We start from the raw sequence: 19,052 nt of genomic DNA, 5'->3' as shown, positions 1-19,052 counted from the left end.
TAATGTAACAATATACCAATGTAGAAATGTAACAATCATTGTCATGCTGAGCTTGTCGAAGCATCTCATTATTAAACTGGTACATTGATACATTGTTAAATTAATTTGACTATGGCAAATTTAGATATGTGGGAAGTGTTTATTCAGACTAAACCGGGATTATCTCACAAACATGTTGGAATTGTACAGGCACCAACAGCAGAAATGGCTTTGCAAAATGCAAGAGACGTTTATACAAGAAGAAAAGAAGGTACTTCTGTTTGGGTTGTTCCAAGCAAATATATTGTGACTTCGGAAGGGATTGATAAAGAAGCATTCTTTGATCCGGCTGATGATAAATTATACCGTCATCCAACGTTCTACGATATCCCCAACGACGTAAAAAATATGTAATCTTCTGTAAAATGTCCGTTGTAAAAAGTACATTGTACATCCGACATTTTACATTTTACAAAAAATTAAACAATGAACCCATTATATAATTATTTATTAAAACTAGCAGACGACAGTTTCATTATGGGACAGCGTTTGTCTGCATGGTGCGGTGAAGGTCCTTATTTAGAGGAAGATATTGCATTGACAAATATTGCATTGGATGAGCTAGGGCAGGCGAACAACTTTTATGTATACGCTTCAAGAGTGATAGACAATGGTAAAAGTGAAGATGATATTGCATTTTTAAGATACGAACACGAATACGTCAATGCACATTGGGTAGAACTTCCTAATGAAGATTATGCACAGACTATTCTTAAAGTATATGTGCTGGCTGTATATCAGAAACTGATGTATGAAGCGTTATCAAACTCTGCGAATGAAGAGCTGTCAGCGATTGCTCAAAAATCTTTAAAAGAAGTTAGATACCATTACACCCATGCTTCTTCCTGGATGAAAATCTTCGCTCAGGGAACAGAAGAAAGTCGTGAACGTCTGGTAAAAGCGATTGAAAATATCTGGGAGTATACAAAAGGTCTTTTTGCTAAAACAGAAGGCGAAGAGGATCTTGTTGCTTTAAATATTGCTCCCAATGCAGACGCTCTTTACGAAGAATTCCTTGCAGTTACCCAAAAAGATTTTGCAGATTTCGGTTTAGAATATCCTGAAAATCCTTTCATGCAGCCAAAATCAAGAACAGGATATCACACGGAATATTTCGGATTTATCCTTTGCGAGCTTCAGTATATGCAGAGAGCGTATCCTGGATGTACTTGGTAGGTTTCGAATGTAACAATGAAACAATTTAATAATCTATCAATATGCAATATGGATGGTCAGAATAATAATGCAATCATTAATAAGACACTTCAGTTTTCGTTGGACATTATTGAATATTGTGAAAAATTAGATACTGCTGGAAAATATGTGATATCCAAACAACTATTACGTTCGGGAACAAGTATAGGAGCCAATGCTCATGAAGCTCAAAACCCTTCAAGCAAAAATGATTTTATCCATAAGATGAAAATTGCTGCAAAAGAAGCAGAGGAAACAAAATATTGGCTGTATTTATGCGAACATTCGAAAAATTATCCCTTTGATGATCGATTGAAAAATCAAATATTGGAAATTTCTAAAATTATTTACAAAATTTTAAGTACCAGTCTACAATCGAAATAAGGACAAGGCTATTGGTATATTTTTACATTGCTAAACTGTTAGATTAAAAAAATTGAACAAATTATTAGATTTATTAAAAACCATTCCCGATCCGGAAATTCCCGTGATTGATATTGTAGAATTAGGAATTGTAAGAGAGGCACAAATTACAGGTGAAAATACCTGTGAAGTGATCATTACACCTACTTATTCTGCCTGTCCCGCTATGTTTACCATTGAAGAGGATATTATCAAAATGATGAAAGAAAACGGATGGGAAGCTAAAGTAGTAACCAAGATGTTTCCGATCTGGACAACAGATTGGTTGACGGATGAAGCGAGAGAAAAACTTCGTGCTTACGGAATCACACCTCCGGAAAAAGGGGCAGATGAACATCATATCGGAAAACCAAAAAAATGTCCGCGTTGCGGTTCCGAACATACCAAGCAGATCAGCAGATTTGGGTCTACCCTGTGTAAGGCTTCTTATCAGTGTTTAGACTGCCTGGAGCCATTTGATTATTTTAAATGTCATTGATGAGTTATCCATCTGTCTGCAATATACTTTACGGCTATGCAAAGCATAACGAAGGAATTGTTAGATTGTCAAATTATTAGACGGTTACATTGATTTATATTGTTAAATTAGTGCGTTGTTAAATAATAAATTAATAAAAACTATGTATACACAACTTGATATTGAAACGCATTTTGACGGAAAGCTTAAAATCGCATATCTTAATCAACCGGAAACAATGAACGCTCTTACCAAGCCGGCTTTATCAGATCTTAGAGATTTTGTTAAAGAATGCAGCGATGACGAAACGGTAAGATGTGTTGCTATTTCCGGAAGAGGAAGAGCGTTTTGCTCAGGTCAGAATCTGGATGAAGCATTTGTGGTAGGCAAAGAACACCATGATCATGACATCATCAGAAAAATTGTGGTAGACTACTATAATCCCTTAGTGCTGGAAGTTACCCGTTGCAAAAAACCGGTTATTGCTTTAGTAAACGGACCTGCAGTAGGTGCCGGAGCTATGTTGGCTTTAATCTCTGATTTCGTTTTGGCGAATGAGAAAGCATATTTTGCTCAGGCATTTTCAAATATCGGTTTAATTCCTGATACAGGAGGAACGTACTTCTTACCGAAGCTTTTAGGTAGACAATTGGCCAATTATTTAGCATTTACAGGTAAAAAATTATCAGCAGAAGAATCTAAAGTTCATGGTCTTGTAGCAGAAGTGTTCACTGAAGAAGAATTCGTTCCAAAATCTATGGAAATTCTTGAAAGAATGGCAAACATGCCTACCGCAGCAATTAAGCTGACAAAAAAAGCGTTCGCTAATTCTTATACCAATACCCTGAAAGAACAGCTTGAGCTGGAAGGAGATCTTCAGCAGGAAGCGGCAGGCACAGAAGACTTCATTGAAGGAGTAAATGCCTTTTTACAGAAAAGAAAACCTAATTATAAAGGAAAATAAAAAATTGTACAATGTAGAAAGTACAATGTACAACGTACACAATTAAATACTTTTTACATTGTACATTTTACATTGTACAAAATGAAAAATATTGGAATTATCGGTGCCGGAACAATGGGAATCGGCATTGCACAAGTAGCCGCAACGAACGGATGCAAGGTTTGGGTATATGATGCCAATCCAAAACAAGTAGAAACGGCAACGGTAGGTCTGGAAAAAACATTAACGAAATTGGTTGATAAACAGAAAATTTCATCAGAAAAAATGGTTGAAATTTTATCTAACATTTCCATTGCTACAGAATTAAAAGACTTCAAAGATTGTGAACTGATCATTGAAGCGATTATTGAAAATAAGGATATCAAAACCAAAGTATTTACAGAACTTGAAAATTACGTTTCAGAAAGCTGTATCCTTAGTTCCAATACCTCATCTATTTCTATCACCTCTCTCGGTGCAGAACTAAAGAAACCGGAGCGTTTCATCGGAATTCACTTTTTCAATCCGGCTCCGTTGATGCCTTTAGTGGAAGTTATTCCTTCCTTATTAACAGAAAAAACATTAGCAGAAAAACTCTATAACCTCATGAAAGAGTGGGGGAAAACTCCTGTTATTGCCAAAGATATTCCCGGATTTATCGTCAACAGAATTGCTAGACCTTATTATGGAGAAGCCCTAAGAATTGTTGAAGAAAATATTGCTACCCCGGAACAGGTAGATGATGCTATGAAAACGTTAGGGAACTTCAAAATGGGTCCTTTCGAATTGATGGATCTTATCGGAGTGGATGTGAACTTTGCCGTAACAACAACTGTTTACAAAGACTATTTCTATGACCCGAAATACAAGCCATCTTTATTGCAGCAAAGAATGTCTGAAGCCAAACTTCACGGCAGAAAAACAGGAAAAGGTTTCTACGATTACAGCGAAGGAGCAGAAAAAACTGTTGCTCAGAAAGATGATGTTTTGTATCAGCAGATTTTTTTAAGAATCATTTCCATGCTGATCAACGAAGCGGTTGAGGCCAAAAGATTAGGCGTTGCCAATGATGAAGATATTGAACTAGCAATGCAGAAAGGTGTAAACTATCCACAAGGATTATTAGGCTGGGGTAAAGAAATCGGGTATGCAAAAATCTCCGAAACCTTACAGAGCCTTTACGGAGAATATCAGGAAGAAAGATACAGACAAAGTCCTTTGCTTCGTAAAATGAATTAAATAATTTGAAAATGTGTCAGTTTGAAAATTGTATAATGGGTTTTCATTTTCAAATTCTCAAATTTATTTAATTTTCAAATTAATATTATGAATATAGAAGAATTCAGAGCTGAGTTAGAAACTAGGCTTTTAATTGAGAAACAATATTTAACTCAGGAAGCTTCCTCTGTTGATGAGCAGGAAAGACTTGAGCTTTTAGGAAAGTTTAATGAAAAATATAAAGAGCTGATCAAAAGATTAGCCATTGAAAATGGAATTGATTTAGACGAATCCTATCCCTCTGAAAATTCATCAGACTCAGAAAATCTTTCATACGGACAAATCATTCTGGGAAAAACAATGAATGTTTACGACAGATTATCTGATGAACTGTATGAAGAAATAACAAACATATAATTAATAGAAATGAACCCAAGACAAGTAGCAGATTATATGTTCAATCAGGATTATTTTTCCCAGTGGATGAATATTAAGATGATTGAAGTAAAAGAAAATTACTGTTTAATAGAAATGCCTATCAAGAAAGATATGATTAATGGGCTTAAAACAGTTCATGGCGGAGTTACGTTTGCTTTTGCAGACTCAGCGCTGGCATTTTCTTCCAACAATACCGGAGATGCTGCTGTAGCATTGAACTGTATCATCAATTTTACCAAAGCAGGAAAAGAAGGTGATATTTTCAGAGCAGAAAGTATTTTGGTAAATGATACCAGAAAAACAGCGGTGTATGATATTCAGATTACCAATCAAAATAAAGAACTGATTGCAAAATTTGTAGGAACAGTTTACAAAATCGGAAAAAAAGTAACAGAATTATAATAAGCAGTAAGCTTGAAGCAATAGGCAGTAAGCTTTTTTGAAGCTGATAGAGCCTACTGCATATAGCTTAAAGCCTAAAGCAAAAAAAAATGAGCAACGTATACATCATAGACTATGTAAGAACTCCCATCTCAAAATTGCAGGGAGGATTATCAGAAGTAAGAGCAGATGATTTAGCAGCTATTGTTATTAAAGAAGTAGTCGCAAGAAATCCTGAAGTTCCTGTGGAGGAAATTGAGGATGTTATTTTCGGATGTGCCAATCAGGCGGGTGAAGATAACAGAAATGTTGCAAGAATGGGACTTTTACTGGCAGGTCTTCCTTATAAAATTGGTGGAGAGACTGTCAACAGACTATGTGCTTCAGGAATGTCTGCGGTAGCGAATGCATTTCGTTCCATTGCTGCAGGAGAAGGAGAAATTTATATTGCAGGAGGAGTAGAGCATATGACGCGTTCTCCTTATGTGATGTCAAAACCTGGCGCTGCTTTCGGAAGAGACAGTCAGATGTTTGATACTACTTTCGGATGGCGTTTCATCAACCCTAAAATGAAAGAATTATATGGGGTTGACGGAATGGGAGAAACAGCAGAAAACTTAGCCGATATGCACCAGATCAACAGAGAAGATCAGGATAAATTTGCCCTTTGGTCTCAGCAGAAAGCTACTAAAGCACAGGAAAGCGGAAGACTGGCAGAAGAAATTGTAAAAGTTGAAATTCCTCAGAAAAAAGGAGATCCTATTGTTTTCGAAAAAGATGAATTCATTAAGCCTTCTTCTTCTATGGAAGGTCTGGCAAAACTTCGTCCGGCTTTCAGAAAAGAAGGAACAGTAACTGCTGGAAATGCTTCAGGAATGAATGATGGGGCAGCTGCTTTAATTTTAGCAAGTGAAGAAGCCGTAAAAAAATATGGTTTAAAGCCAAAAGCAAAAATTCTGGGATCATCTGTAGCAGGTGTTGAACCAAGAATCATGGGAATTGGCCCGGTAGAAGCTACTCAAAAATTATTAAAGAGATTGAATCTTTCTTTGGAAGATATGGATATCATTGAACTAAACGAAGCGTTTGCAGCACAAGCACTTGCTGTAACGAGAAGCTTAGGCTTAAAAGATGATGACACCAGAATAAACCCAAATGGAGGAGCTATTGCCATTGGTCATCCGCTTGGAGTTTCCGGAGCAAGGATTGTAGGTTCTGCAGCCATGGAACTTCAGAAACAGGATAAAAAATATGCATTGTGTACCCTTTGTATCGGTGTAGGACAGGGATATGCAATGGTGATTGAAAAAGTATAATTTTTTCAATGTAATAATATAACAGTGTACCAGTGTAACAATTATTGTTTTTTGTCATTCTGAACGAAATATAATGTAGTGAAGAATCTCATTGGTAAACTGTTAAATTGATATATTATTATATTAAATTTTTAACGAAAATTTTATGAACATCTACTCATACCACGGGATTCGTCCCATTATAAAATCATCTGCTTACATTCATCCGCAGGCAGTCATTATCGGGAATGTAGAAATAGGTGAAGAAGTATATATCGGTCCCAATGCGGTAATCCGTGGTGACTGGGGGAAAATTATCATTAAAGATGGAGCCAACGTACAGGAAAACTGTACCCTTCATGTTTTCCCTAATATAGAAACCATTTTAGAAGAATCTGCACATATCGGGCATGGAGCAATCATTCATTCGGGTCATATTGGAAAAAACTGTCTGATCGGAATGAATTCCGTTGTGATGGACAAAGCCTATATCGGTGATGAAAGTATTGTTGGAGCATTGGCTTTTGTTCCTGCCAATTTCAGATGTGAACCAAGAAAATTAGTTGTGGGAAGTCCTGCAAAAATTATCCGTGATGTTTCTGACGAAATGATCCACTGGAAAACAGAAGGAACAAAACTATATCAGGAACTGGCAAGAGAAGGAAAAGAAGCTATTCTGCCTTGTGAACCTTTTACAGAATATGTCCAGCAGATCCCAACCAAAATTGTGGATTACAGTATCTGGGATGATATCAAATAATGACCATTAAAATTAAATATGATTAAAAAAATTGCACTTGTGTGCAGCATGATGTTGGCGATGAATGGTGTAGTATCAGCACAGACTGTTACTTCAAAACCATTGACAATCGGAGAAGTGAGGACCATTAAGTCCAAAACGTTAAATGAAGACAGAACGTTGAATATTTATCTTCCACAGGGATTTGATAAAACAAAATCATATCCTGTAATCTATCTGCTCGATGGAAGTATGAATGAAGATTTTATTCACGTAACAGGATTAGTACAATTCTTTAATCAGATGTATTCCATGCCGGAAACCATTGTGGTGGGAATTGCTAATATAGACAGAAAAAGGGATTTTACTTTTCATACGGATTTAAAAGACTTACAGAAAGATTATCCTACAACAGGACACTCAGATAAGTTTATAGCATTTGTTGAAAAAGAATTAAAACCTTATGTGGAAAGTCAGTTCAAAACTACAGAAAAATACCTTTTTGGTCAATCTTTAGGAGGGCTTTTGGCCACAGAAATCCTTTTGAAAAAACCGGAAATGTTCAACAACTACTTTATCATTAGCCCAAGTTTGTGGTGGGATGACGAAAGCCTTTTAAAACAAGCTCCACAATTACTTTCAAAATCTCCGGATACTAAAAAGTTTGTCTATGTGTCTGTAGGGAAAGGAGAACATCCGGTGATGGTAAAAGATGCCGAAGCTTTCTACGATGTTTTGAAAAAAGCAGGAAAGAAAAACTGGACATTAGAATATAAAATGATGGAAACAGACAATCACGCCACTATTCTTCATAGAAGTTTATATGAAGGACTGGTAAAGATGTTTCCTTATCAGGAACCGAAATAAATTAGTTCTAATTGATCAACTTTCTGAAGAAATATTGGATCCTAATATTGATTTTTATAATCATTATGAATATTCTAGGGCTTTATCTGATAATAGAGTCAATAGGAATTTCAGATGCTTTGGAACATGTTGAGTCAGATGAGGTAATTGCCAATCTAAAACAGAAAGACAATTTCTATACTTTGTTTGTTGAAATTGTCATCATTTTAGACTGTTGGATGGTACTTTTTATTCCTTATCTGGTTATTAGAAACTTTATTAAAAAGATTAATCTAAGCAAAAAGTAAAAAACTATATGGAAAAGTTAAAAAACTATATCTACGGACAATGGGTAGAAGGTACCGGAAACGGAATCCCTTTGTACAATGCCGTTACAGGAGAACAGGTAGCTGTTTCCGACACAGAAGGGCTTAATTTTGAACAGGCTCTTGACTATGGAAGAACAGTAGGATATAAAAACCTTTCTTCAATGACTTTCTACGACCGTGGAGAAATGTTGAAAAAAGTAGCACTTTACCTCCTGGAAAGAAAGAAAAAATACTACGACTTATCATACAAAACAGGCGCTACCCACGTTGATTCATGGGTGGATATTGAAGGAGGTTTCGGAACTTTCTTTACCTATTCCGGATTGGCAAAAAGAATGCTTCCTAATACTTCATTTTGGGTAGACGGAGACACTCAGAAGATTTCTGCTAATGGAACCTTTTTAGGAACTCATATTTTAACACCCAGTGAAGGAGTTTCTGTACAGATCAATGCTTACAACTTTCCGGTTTGGGGAATGTTAGAAAAGCTTTCCACTTCCTTATTAGCGGGTGTTCCTTCTATTGTGAAGCCATCGCCTTTCGGATCTTACCTTACCAACGCCGTATTCCAGGATATGATTGAAAGTGGAGTATTGCCTGAAGGTGCTGTACAGTTAGTCTGCGGAGAACCGGGAAATATTTTAGATTATGTACAGGATGGCGACTCTGTTTTATTCACAGGTTCAGCCCATACCGGAAGAAAATTAAAATCTCTTCCTTCTGTTGCAGGGAATGCTGTTCGTTTCAATATGGAAGCAGATTCGTTGAACTGTTCAATTCTTGGATTGGAAGCAAAACCGGGAACTCCGGAATTTGACTTATTCATCAAAGAAGTTCGTAACGAAATGACCACAAAAGCAGGACAGAAATGTACGGCAATCAGAAGAATTATCGTTCCTGAGCACTTAATCGGTGACGTTCAGAATGCTTTGTCTAAAGCTTTGGATCAAACAAAAATCGGAAACCCATTAAGCAGAGAAACCAAAATGGGATCTCTGGTGGGAAGACAGCAGTATGAAGAAGTTCTGAGAAAAGTAAACATTCTAAAATCAGAAACAGAACTTGTCTATGACGGAAAACACGAACTGGTAGATGCCAACTATGAAAATGGAGCATTTATGAGTCCGAAACTATTCCTGAACGATAAGCCTTTCGAAAAAAATATCTCTCACGATGTAGAAGCTTTCGGGCCGGTATCTACGTTAATGCCATATAAAGATGCTGAAGAAGCAGCGGTACTGGCAAAGAGAGGAAAAGGAAGTTTAGTAGGATCTATCGTTTCTCATGATGAGAACTTTATTGCCGAAACTTCATGGAAAATGGCTTCCCAACACGGAAGAATCTTTGTTCTGAACAGGGATAACGCTAAGGAAAGTACTGGTCATGGTTCACCACTTCCGACATTAATGCACGGAGGACCTGGTAGAGCTGGTGGTGGTGAGGAAATGGGTGGACTAAGCGGTCTTCATTTCTTCTTACAGAAAACAGCCATTCAGGGATCACCGGATGTGCTTAAAGCAATTACTAAAATCTACCAGCAGGGAGCAGAGAAAAAATTCTCAGACAAACATCCTTTCCAGAAATATTTTGAAGAAGTGGAAGTAGGAGACTCTTTAGAAACAGCAGGAAGAACAGTTACTGATGCAGATATCGTAAACTTCTCCAATGTTTCATGGGATCACTTCTATGCACATACGGACGCGACAAGTTTAACAGGAACAATCTTTGATAAAACGGTAGCTCACGGATATTTCATTCTTTCAGCAGCGGCAGGATTATTCGTTTCAGGTAAAAAAGGACCTGTAATTGCTAATTACGGATTGGAAGAATGTAGTTTCTTCAAGCCTGTATATGCCGGAGATACCATCACGGTTTATTTAACAGCAAAAGAAAAAATCAACAGAGGTGTAAAAGGAAGAAACATTCCTTCCGGTGTTGTAAAATGGTTGGTGGAAGTAGTGAACCAAAGAGATGAGGTAGTTTGTGTGGCAACAATCTTAACATTGGTGGCAAAACAATCCCCTTTCATTGATCTGAATGTGAAAAATGTTCAGAAGATACTGAATGGATTAACGGAAAGTACTCCTTCTCTTTGGGGAAAAATGTCAGCACAGCAGATGATAGAGCACCTTGAACAGGCTGTATTGGTAAGCTTTGGAGAACCTGAAGCCGAAAAATGTTTCACTCCGGAGGAAAATCTTGAAAAATGGCAGGATTCTCTTTACAATCACAGAGCAATGCCAAAGGAGTTTACAGCTCCGTTCCTTCCTCAGGATGGTTCGCTTCCGGAACTGACGCATAAAAATCTGGAAGCAGCAAAGCTGTCATTCATGGATAACCTGAAGAAATTTGTAATCTATTACAAAGAAAATCCACAGGCAGAACACATGAATTTTGTATTCGGAAAACTGAATAAAGAAATGTGGGAACTGATGCACAAAAAGCATTTTACCCACCACTTCCAGCAATTTGGATTGATTTAATTCAAAAAAATGATAAAAATTTCCTCTTCAGTACTCATCTGGAGGGGATTTTTATTTTAAAATCTAGTAGAAATTAGTTAAATTTATATATGTTTTTTTATCATGAGATTCTTTAAAAATTTCTTTTTATCTCTATCAACTTTGCTTCTTTTCTCCTGTTCAGGAAGTCCAAGACCTGATAAAGAAGGCTATTTTTCTGAAGAGAAATTTGTTGACAGTTTACATGCTGGAGTAAAAGGTAAAACTAAAGTTGAATTTGAGAAATTCAGACATACAGGTAACGGAGATGTATTTGTGTCAATTAATTTTTATAAATCGGAAAAGAAATGGGTAAAAGGTGAGAAAACGGATATTGACATCTGGTGACTGACAAACAGTTTCAAATTCGATAAAGATGGAGTGACTGGTTTGGATGTTCAAATTGGTGATTTCAATAACGACGGATTTAATGATATAACCTACCAGAGTGCTATCGCCGGAAGAGGAGGGAATATAGTGATGACTTTATTTGTATATAATCCGGAGAATAAAAATTTTATCCACATTAAAAATTCAGATTATTATCCAAACTTGAGTTTTAATTCAAAATTAAACTGTATCAATTCTGTAATTTTAACAGGTTCCACTACAACGGCATTTTTAAAAATTAAAAAAGATTCTCTGGATGAATTTGCACGAGTTGATGTTTCTGATAAAATACTTGTGGAAGAAAAAGATTCTGCAGGCAAATTTATAATTATTGAAGAAAAGCCATTCAAAGGAAATGATGAAGATTTTTATAAAACTTTTCGTAACTACAAGCCTTTAGAATACTAACGATCTACAATACTTATGTCAAGGTTTTAAACCAATTCATTTTGATTTGCAGCTTTATTTTTATAATCTTTTGTTAAAAATTCAGTCTTACTTGACACCCTTGGATTTATTCATTATTTTCAATCTTAAAATTAATTCAAAAAAATATAATACAATGAATCAGAGCTGGATGCAAAACTGGGAAGAAGTGAAGAATATTTTGGTTTGTCCTACAGATTTGGAAACCTATTTTACTTCGGATGAAATTCTGGGACAGAAAATGGAGACCATGGAAATAGGAAATGTTTCCCTTCCTTCTGGAAAAGTGGTGGTAAGAGATCCGTTGGTTTCCCTAAATGCCAATCAATCCCCTTATTTTATTCAGACACCAATAGGAAATTTTCCGGTGACCATTGCTGTCGTAAAATCCGAAGATTGGGGAGACAGATATGCTGTGGTAAAAGTTGAATTTACTAAAGAAGAACCAGTCATTTACAGAGAGGCTTTAGTTGGGGTTGAGGAATTAGAGGATGTAACTGAAGATGATTTTTTTGGTTTCGGAGTGGATGCTGGTTTAGGTTGTATTACTGATAAAGAAGTACTTCCTTTTGTAGATAAGTTTGTGGATGAAATAGATGTTAACAATGTGTACGATGATTATTTCGCAGCGCTTTTCTCACAAAGCTATCAGGCTAATCCCAACAATCAGAGAGATGCCGGAGACTGGATCAATTGGACAGTTCCAGGTACTAATTATCAGATCCCCATGTTTGCCAGTGGTTTTGGTGATGGTACTTATCCTGTTTACTTTGCTTACGATGGTAACGATGAAATTTGTGGTTTATACATTCAATTCATTGATATTGAATTAGCTTTAAGTGACGAAGATGAAGATGAGAACGATCAACCTGAAAATTTTATTTTTTCTAAAAACTAGATATGAATACAACTTTTGCCGACCATGTCATAGATTTCAACAAAAACCTCAGCTATACAGGAAATCTTCCTGAAGGGTTTGAAGTCCTGAATCCATATCTGGATAATCCTGAAACCTTAATGGTCATGCAGAAGTTTTATCATCAATACTATGATGATTCAGTTCGTAGAAAATTTATAATTGGTATTAATCCGAGCCGTCATGGAGCAGGAGTAACCGGAGTTCCTTTTACCGATACCAAAAGACTTGAAAGCGTTTGCGGGATAACAATGAAATCTGCTCACACCCATGAAGTTTCTTCAGTTTTTATGTATGATATGATTGAAGAATATGGCGGCGCTGATCTTTTCTATAAAGATGTTTATATCAATTCTCCGTTTCCGCTGGCTATTGTAAGGAGAACAAAGAATGGCTGGCTTAATGCCAACTATTACGATGATAAGGAACTCTTCAAATCTGTCAAGGACTTTATGATTGAATCTCTGAAGAAGCATCTCAGTCTTAATCTCGATGCATCAGAAGTTTTTGTCCTTGGTAAAAAGAATGCGGAATTTATTTCAAAACTGAACAAAGAGGCAAAACTGTTCGATACACTGACTGTTCTGGAACATCCAAGATATATTCAGCAATACAAATCAAAAGAAAAACAGCTTTATATAGACAAATATATTTTAGCTCTGAAAAAATGACAAAATCCCTTCGTCGAAAGGGATTTGTCATTCATGAATTAGAATCTTTATGGGAATGTGGAACTTATGTGAAATTTTATGACTTTATTTTTTAATGATTTTGGTAGATTCCGTTGCTGTTTTGATGATGTAAACTCCTTTTGGAAGTTCTGAAATATTGATTTCGTTATTTCCTTTCTGAGTGTGTATCGTTTTCAGCATTTTTCCATCCAGGCTGTATACTTTAGCTTCACTGGCTTTGTCAGTGGTGATAGAAAGGGGGCCGCTGGTTGGGTTGGGATAAACAGTCAAGTTTTTTTGAGCGCTTTTAGCTTCGGAAATACCTAATACCAGATTGCTGTCTTTTACCCAGGTGAAGGCATCTAAACCTACATATCGGAAGGCTCCGTTTGCAGTGATCTGCAGCTCGTCAATCACGATGTTTGAGTAATTTTGACCGTTTAAGTTGGTAAGATCAATTAAGGTATATCCGTTCGTACTGCCTAAGCTTGTTGCAAATCCGGTAGTTTTTGTTTGGGTAAATTTGGTTACTCCGCTTAGTTTTCCGGTTACAGTCAGTGTTCCTGCTACATTGAGATCCAGGTTCAATGCAGAAAGATACATCCAGAACCTGTTTACTTTAAACAGATTGGAAGTGGTTTTAATGCTGAATGACGGTGGAGATTGAGTGTCGTTGGAGTTATCAATGTATCTGTTGTCATTTGCTGTTCCACTCCAGCCGGTTCCAGGAAAATTTCCTTGAATATCAAAAACACTTACATGGGAAATGATATTGAAAATGACTCCATTATCGGTAAAGCTTGCACTTCCGTTCGATTCTGTCTCAAATTGTTCTGTACTGGTCTGCCCGAATGAGAAAATTGAAATGAGCAGACTACAGATTGCTAAAAAAGTAGTGCTTTTCATGATTTTTGTTTTAAATGTTAGGTGGTTGTATGGGTATTAATCCCTTGGTGGATAAATCCCTTCAACACAAATAATATAATTTAAGCCAAGATAAGGCGGCATATTATTCACAGGCAGATTCTGTCCGATGAAAGCAATGCTTTGACTGTTAATAACCGTATCAGGGCTGGCGTCGTTCACGAAACTAGGTACTGCATTGAAATCTCTTCCCACTTGTGTTCCTGAGATCGCAATGGTTGAAGTGGCTGTAGGAGTAGATGAATTGGCATTCTTATTAGCTACTTTAAGTTGAAATCCTGCCCCTACACTTGGAAGATTTGATGCTAAAAGTGTATTTTGTGTAGTCCCTGAAACCACGCCCAATGGATAAAACTGATTGGCATTTACATTTCCTGCTCCTAGAGCCATACGCCCTTTTAAGTTAGGCAAAGCGAAAGTAGTGATCCCGTCTCCACCATAAGTGGTTCCTAAAATAGAGAATAAGGCAGAATTTCTCGAAATGCTGATTAAACTTCCGTCACAAAACATCCATCCTCTAGGTGCGAAATTTCCTGCAAATAATTTTACAATTCCAATGTACTCTTCCATGATAATAGTTTTTTTAGTTTTAAATTTCTTACTCTTTTTACAGGCTTTTCAGACTCCGCCTTTTGATTATTAATTCTCAGTTCAAAGGAACGATTAATAAGAAGCAGGGACTAGAGTAGAAAATACCAAATTAAAAACTCCGTATTTCTACGTAATAATATCTTTAAGTATACAGATCTGAAAAGAAAATATAAACTTTAAGTTTCTCTGAACGAGCTGTATTTCGTATTTTTGTAAGAATCCAATAAAAATAAAAATGAGCGAATTTGTAGCATCAGAAATTAAAAATAATATTGCCGAAATCAGTTTCGGAACACCCAAAAGTAATGCTCTTCCGGGAGCGATTTTAGAAAAACTGGCAGCAACCATCCTTGAAGAAGGAGCTAAAGATGAAGTGAAAGCGATTCTGGTAAAAAGTGCTGGTGAGAAAGCGTTCTGTGCAGGGGCAAGTTTTGATGAGCTTTTAGCAATTGAAGAACTTGAAGCGTCTACCCAATTTTTTGGTGGCTTTGCAAAAGTTTTAAATGCCATGAGAAACTGTGGAAAGATAGTAGTGGTAAGAGTTCAGGGAAAAACAACTGGAGGAGGAGTAGGACTTGCATGTGGAGCAGACTATTGCTTTGCAACAAAAGACTCAGCATTGGCTCTTACTGAAATCAATCTTGGAATCGGACCTTTTGTAATCGGACCTTATGTTGAAAGAAAAATCGGAAAATCCCAATTCTCTGCCATGGCTATTGATGCAGATTTCAGATCAGCAGAATGGGCGGAACAGCATAATATTTACCATTCTGTTTCAGAGAATATTCAGGAGATGGATGAAAAATTACAGCAGTTTTTACAAACTTTAGCGTCAAGAAGCAGCGAAGCTTTAGCATTAATTAAAAAAGTTTCATGGGAAGGTACAGACCACTTCAATGAGTTGATGCCTGCAAGAATCCATATGAGTGCAAGCCTTATCCTTGAAGATTCTGCAAAGAAAAATATTGAGTCTATTAAAGAAAGGTTGAGAGCCAAATAAGCTGCTCTTAGCTGGTAATACATAACAGGATTTAATCTACATAGGATCCGGAGAAGCATTTGCTTTTCCGGATTTTTTATTTCCTGTTTTTTAGATTGCATTATTGATGGTTTATTTTGTTTAGTTATTTATTTTCGGTAATGAAATGTTTGTTTTTGTTAGATATTTATATTGTTTTAACATAATTTAAATAAATGTTTAATTTTTTTTAAGCCAATTTAACGTTGTTTTGATTTATTTTTTTAATTGATATTAAATAATTAGTTAAAATTATAAATCAATTGTATTTAATTTATTTAAATATCTTTTTTATTGACTTTTTATCAATTTTAGTTGCATATATTTGCATTAATACTGTTAAAATTTGTTAAATATGAAAATGAAGTTAATATTAACTACTGCTGTGCTATTCTTTGTAGGAGGGCACGTGGTAGAAGCCCAAAAGGCTAAACATGATACGATACCTCAGGATACTAAGATTGATGAAATTGTTGTAGTAGCCTATGGAAGTCAGAAAAGAGAAACCATGGTAGGTTCCAATACCGAAGTGAAAGCAAAACAATTTGCAGATCGTCCCATAACAAGTATCGGGCAGGCGCTGGATGGTGCCAGTGCCGGCGTGAAGGTCAGTACCGGGACAGGTCAGCCGGGAAGTTCACCAAGTATTCAGATTCGGGGAATAGGGTCTTATGGTATTTCAACCTCACCTTTGTACGTGGTGGACGGAACGATATATACCGGATCTCTGGCAGCTATTAATCCTAATGATATTGCATCATTCAATATTCTGAAAGATGCTGCTTCCACCTCATTGTATGGCTCTGCAGCTGCCAATGGTGTTGTTTTGATTACGACAAAATCAGGGAGAAAAGGAAAAGATGCCTTCAACTTTAGTATGAGTACAGGAGCGGTAGGAAGATCAATTCCTGAATACAATAGAGTGGATGTGTATCAATATTATCCTCTTATCTGGGAATCCATAAGAAACGGTAGAATGACTTCGATGCCTGGAATAACAATTGCTGATGCTAATAACTATGCAACAGCACAGCTAATTTCCGGTGTTTTGAAAACCAATGTTTTCGATGTTCCTAATACTCAGTTGGTTGTTAATGGGGTTTTAAATCCCGATGCAAAACTTAAATATACAGATTTAGATTGGCAGAAACCTTTGATGAATACAGGTTTCAGACAGAATTATGAATTGAATTACAGTGGAGGAAGCAATACAACAACGTATTTTTCTTCAGTAGGATACACTAATGAAACCGGATATCTTATCAAATCAGATTTTGAAAGATTTACGGCAAGATTAAAAGTAGATTCCCAGGTTAAAAGCTGGTTGAAATTGGGAACAAGCATCAGTGGCGTTTCTTCTAGTGGGAATAATTCCGTAGATGGAGCGGATAATAACTCAGCCTATATCAATCCTTACAGATGGACAAGAACAATGGCTCCTATTTATAGCCCATATGCCCATGATCCTATTACATTTGCAACCCTTTATGATAATGATGGAAATGTGATATATGATGCTGGAAGCGCCAGGGGAGCCGATGCGGCGGCCGGAAGAAATGTAATTCAGGAAACTCTTTTAAATAAAGATCTTTCTAAAAATTATTATATCATATCAAGAGCTTATGCTGAAATTAAGGTAGATCCTTATCTTACTTTATCCACAAATGCAGGATTTGATATCAGAAATAACAGAAGGAGTACCTATGGAAATAAAATTATAGGAGACGCTGCTCCGGGAGGTTCTGCAGAGAAATACAGTTTTACAGAACAAACATTTACCTGGAACCAACTCCTGAATTATAAAAGAAGATTTGGAGATCATAATTTTGAATTCCTTTTAGGGCATGAAAATTATAAATATACGTATGAGTATTTGTATGGATATAAAAAAGGGCAGATTGTTGATGATAATGATGAACTGATCAACTTTGTGACTCCGGCATCACTTACTTCCCGTAAGGATAACTACAGAAAAGAAGGGGTGTTCTCAAGGTTAAATTATGATTATAAATCAAAATACTTGCTTTCAGGATCTATCCGCTGGGACGGTTCATCAAGATTCGCAAAAGATGTAAGATGGGATTCATTCTGGTCAATTGGTGCGGGATGGAGGTTGAAAGGAGAAGAGTTCTTAAGTAACTCTAATCTTATCAGTGAATTAAAACTGAGAGGTTCTTACGGAGAAGTTGGAAATGATGGAACGAATAGTTATTTTATGTACAAGAGTACTTATACTTTAGGGTATAATAACGCCCAGGAGCCAGGGATTTTATTTGGCTTTTTAGCAGATCCTTCAATTACCTGGGAAGCGAACAAGCAAACTGATGTAGGTGTAGATTTTGGATTTTTAAATAACAGAATTACAGGCTCTGTAGAATATTATAACAGGGTGACTGAAGATCTGATCTTCCCTGTTCCTCTTCCTGTTTCTGCAGGTGTTCCAGACAATACAATCAGCAGGAATGTTGGAACAATGTATAACCGCGGATTTGAATTCACTATTAATGCTGATGTTATTAAAACCCAAAATTTCACTTGGAATATCACTGCGAATGCATCTACACTTAAAAATCAAATAACAGAACTTTCAAATGGGATCACGGAAATTATCAACGGAACCAAGAAAATTTCTGTAGGACACTCAATATATGATTACTGGTTAAGACAATGGTATGGTGTAGATCCTGCAGATGGTTCTCCTCTATTTCTGGTAGCTGATACGTATGCCAATACCACAGCTGCTGATATCAGAACGGTAAATGGTATCAAAGTGACAACCAATTCCAGTAAGGCCAAATTCGATTATTCAGGAACGGCAATTCCTGATTTATTTGGAAGCTTTGGAACATCTATTACTTATAAGCAATGGTCACTATCAGCATTGTTTACTTATCAGTTAGGGGGGAAAACATATGATTCCAATTATGCAGCATTAATGTCCAGTTACTCACAGGGAGGAGCTTTAAGTACAGATATTTTGGACAGATGGACCACTCCGGGGCAGATCACAGATGTTCCCGCTTTGAATTCTATAACCTATACGAGCTCCAATATTGGTAACTCTTCAAGATGGCTGGTAAGTTCTGATTTTATTACATTCAGACAGGCTACTTTAAGTTATAGCTTCAGCCCTGAAACTTTATCTCAGCTTGGTGTATCAGGTTTAAGAATTCTTGTTTCAGGAGAGAATTTATGGAGCAAAACGGCAAGAAAGGGGCTGGAGCCATCACAGGCTTTTAACGGTACCGCATCAAACAGATATACTCCGGCAAGAGTAGTGACTATTGGATTTAATGTATCTTTTTAAATAATT

21 protein-coding genes are annotated in these 19,052 nt (G+C 36.5%); 19 read left to right on the top strand and 2 right to left on the bottom strand.

Annotated elements, in window-relative coordinates; translation table 11 throughout:
* Positions 1-111 precede the first annotated feature (111 nt).
* From paaB to ODR02_RS22380, 17 genes are all read left to right on the top strand, one after another.
* Positions 112-393, top strand: coding sequence for a 1,2-phenylacetyl-CoA epoxidase subunit PaaB (paaB, locus tag ODR02_RS22460; protein WP_034679196.1), 282 nt, complete (start codon positions 112-114; stop codon positions 391-393).
* 72 nt (positions 394-465) lie between these two features.
* Positions 466-1,215, top strand: a complete 750-nt coding sequence (paaC, locus tag ODR02_RS22455) for a 1,2-phenylacetyl-CoA epoxidase subunit PaaC (RefSeq protein WP_309513609.1) — start codon at positions 466-468, stop codon at positions 1,213-1,215.
* 48 nt (positions 1,216-1,263) lie between these two features.
* Positions 1,264-1,617 carry a four helix bundle protein gene (locus tag ODR02_RS22450; RefSeq protein ID WP_209786070.1) on the top strand — a complete coding sequence of 118 codons (354 nt, stop codon included), beginning with the start codon at positions 1,264-1,266 and terminating at the stop codon, positions 1,615-1,617.
* A gap of 52 nt (positions 1,618-1,669) precedes the next feature.
* Positions 1,670-2,134, top strand: a complete 465-nt coding sequence (paaD, locus tag ODR02_RS22445) for a 1,2-phenylacetyl-CoA epoxidase subunit PaaD (RefSeq protein ID WP_209786069.1) — start codon at positions 1,670-1,672, stop codon at positions 2,132-2,134.
* 142 nt (positions 2,135-2,276) lie between these two features.
* Positions 2,277-3,077 (top strand): enoyl-CoA hydratase/isomerase family protein, encoded by an 801-nt coding sequence (locus tag ODR02_RS22440; protein WP_105684618.1) that lies wholly within the window; start codon positions 2,277-2,279, stop codon positions 3,075-3,077.
* Between the two features lie 81 nt (positions 3,078-3,158).
* Positions 3,159-4,295: a 3-hydroxyacyl-CoA dehydrogenase NAD-binding domain-containing protein gene (locus ODR02_RS22435; RefSeq protein WP_309513608.1), complete on the top strand. Its 1,137-nt coding sequence runs from the start codon at positions 3,159-3,161 to the stop codon at positions 4,293-4,295.
* A gap of 87 nt (positions 4,296-4,382) precedes the next feature.
* Entirely contained in the window at positions 4,383-4,691 is a 309-nt protein-coding gene (locus tag ODR02_RS22430) for a hypothetical protein (protein ID WP_309513607.1), read from the top strand.
* A 9-nt stretch (positions 4,692-4,700) separates the two neighbouring features.
* Positions 4,701-5,114, top strand: coding sequence for a PaaI family thioesterase (locus tag ODR02_RS22425; RefSeq protein WP_209786066.1), 414 nt, complete (start codon positions 4,701-4,703; stop codon positions 5,112-5,114).
* Between the two features lie 89 nt (positions 5,115-5,203).
* Positions 5,204-6,409: a 3-oxoadipyl-CoA thiolase gene (gene pcaF, locus ODR02_RS22420; RefSeq protein WP_309513606.1), complete on the top strand. Its 1,206-nt coding sequence runs from the start codon at positions 5,204-5,206 to the stop codon at positions 6,407-6,409.
* A gap of 145 nt (positions 6,410-6,554) precedes the next feature.
* Positions 6,555-7,148, top strand: coding sequence for an acyltransferase (locus ODR02_RS22415; protein WP_309513605.1), 594 nt, complete (start codon positions 6,555-6,557; stop codon positions 7,146-7,148).
* A gap of 18 nt (positions 7,149-7,166) precedes the next feature.
* Positions 7,167-7,994, top strand: coding sequence for an alpha/beta hydrolase (locus ODR02_RS22410; RefSeq protein WP_309513604.1), 828 nt, complete (start codon positions 7,167-7,169; stop codon positions 7,992-7,994).
* A 65-nt stretch (positions 7,995-8,059) separates the two neighbouring features.
* Complete coding sequence (locus tag ODR02_RS22405) at positions 8,060-8,281, top strand: hypothetical protein (protein WP_309513603.1); 222 nt, start codon at positions 8,060-8,062, stop codon at positions 8,279-8,281.
* A gap of 8 nt (positions 8,282-8,289) precedes the next feature.
* On the top strand, positions 8,290-10,785 hold the full coding sequence (gene paaZ, locus ODR02_RS22400; RefSeq protein WP_309513602.1) for a phenylacetic acid degradation bifunctional protein PaaZ: 2,496 nt from the start codon (positions 8,290-8,292) through the stop codon (positions 10,783-10,785).
* A gap of 102 nt (positions 10,786-10,887) precedes the next feature.
* Positions 10,888-11,151: a hypothetical protein gene (locus ODR02_RS22395; protein ID WP_309513601.1), complete on the top strand. Its 264-nt coding sequence runs from the start codon at positions 10,888-10,890 to the stop codon at positions 11,149-11,151.
* Between the two features lie 42 nt (positions 11,152-11,193).
* Positions 11,194-11,601, top strand: a complete 408-nt coding sequence (locus tag ODR02_RS22390) for an XAC2610-related protein (RefSeq protein ID WP_309513600.1) — start codon at positions 11,194-11,196, stop codon at positions 11,599-11,601.
* Positions 11,602-11,755: 154 nt separating this feature from the next.
* Positions 11,756-12,517 (top strand): DUF4241 domain-containing protein, encoded by a 762-nt coding sequence (locus ODR02_RS22385; RefSeq protein WP_209786061.1) that lies wholly within the window; start codon positions 11,756-11,758, stop codon positions 12,515-12,517.
* Positions 12,518-12,519: 2 nt separating this feature from the next.
* Positions 12,520-13,206, top strand: a complete 687-nt coding sequence (locus ODR02_RS22380; protein ID WP_309513599.1) for an SMUG2 DNA glycosylase family protein — start codon at positions 12,520-12,522, stop codon at positions 13,204-13,206.
* Between the two features lie 84 nt (positions 13,207-13,290).
* Here the strand turns inward: ODR02_RS22380 and ODR02_RS22375 are convergent, their stop codons facing one another.
* A complete protein-coding gene (locus ODR02_RS22375) occupies positions 13,291-14,112 on the bottom strand; it encodes a T9SS type A sorting domain-containing protein (RefSeq protein ID WP_209786059.1) in 822 nt (273 codons plus the stop codon).
* A gap of 36 nt (positions 14,113-14,148) precedes the next feature.
* Complete coding sequence (locus tag ODR02_RS22370) at positions 14,149-14,700, bottom strand: phage tail protein (protein WP_309513598.1); 552 nt, start codon at positions 14,698-14,700, stop codon at positions 14,149-14,151.
* 256 nt (positions 14,701-14,956) lie between these two features.
* Here ODR02_RS22370 and ODR02_RS22365 point away from each other — a divergent pair, with 256 nt between their 5' ends.
* Entirely contained in the window at positions 14,957-15,721 is a 765-nt protein-coding gene (locus ODR02_RS22365) for an enoyl-CoA hydratase/isomerase family protein (RefSeq protein WP_309513597.1), read from the top strand.
* A 379-nt stretch (positions 15,722-16,100) separates the two neighbouring features.
* Positions 16,101-19,046 (top strand): SusC/RagA family TonB-linked outer membrane protein, encoded by a 2,946-nt coding sequence (locus ODR02_RS22360; protein ID WP_245169786.1) that lies wholly within the window; start codon positions 16,101-16,103, stop codon positions 19,044-19,046.
* The last annotated feature ends 6 nt before the right edge of the window (positions 19,047-19,052 follow it).

This window comes from Chryseobacterium sp. CFS2, assembly GCF_036543225.1.
GTDB classification, from domain to species: domain Bacteria; phylum Bacteroidota; class Bacteroidia; order Flavobacteriales; family Weeksellaceae; genus Chryseobacterium; species Chryseobacterium culicis_A.
The sequence above is the reverse complement of the archived record's forward strand: the minus strand, read 5'-3'. Positions and strand labels throughout refer to the sequence as shown.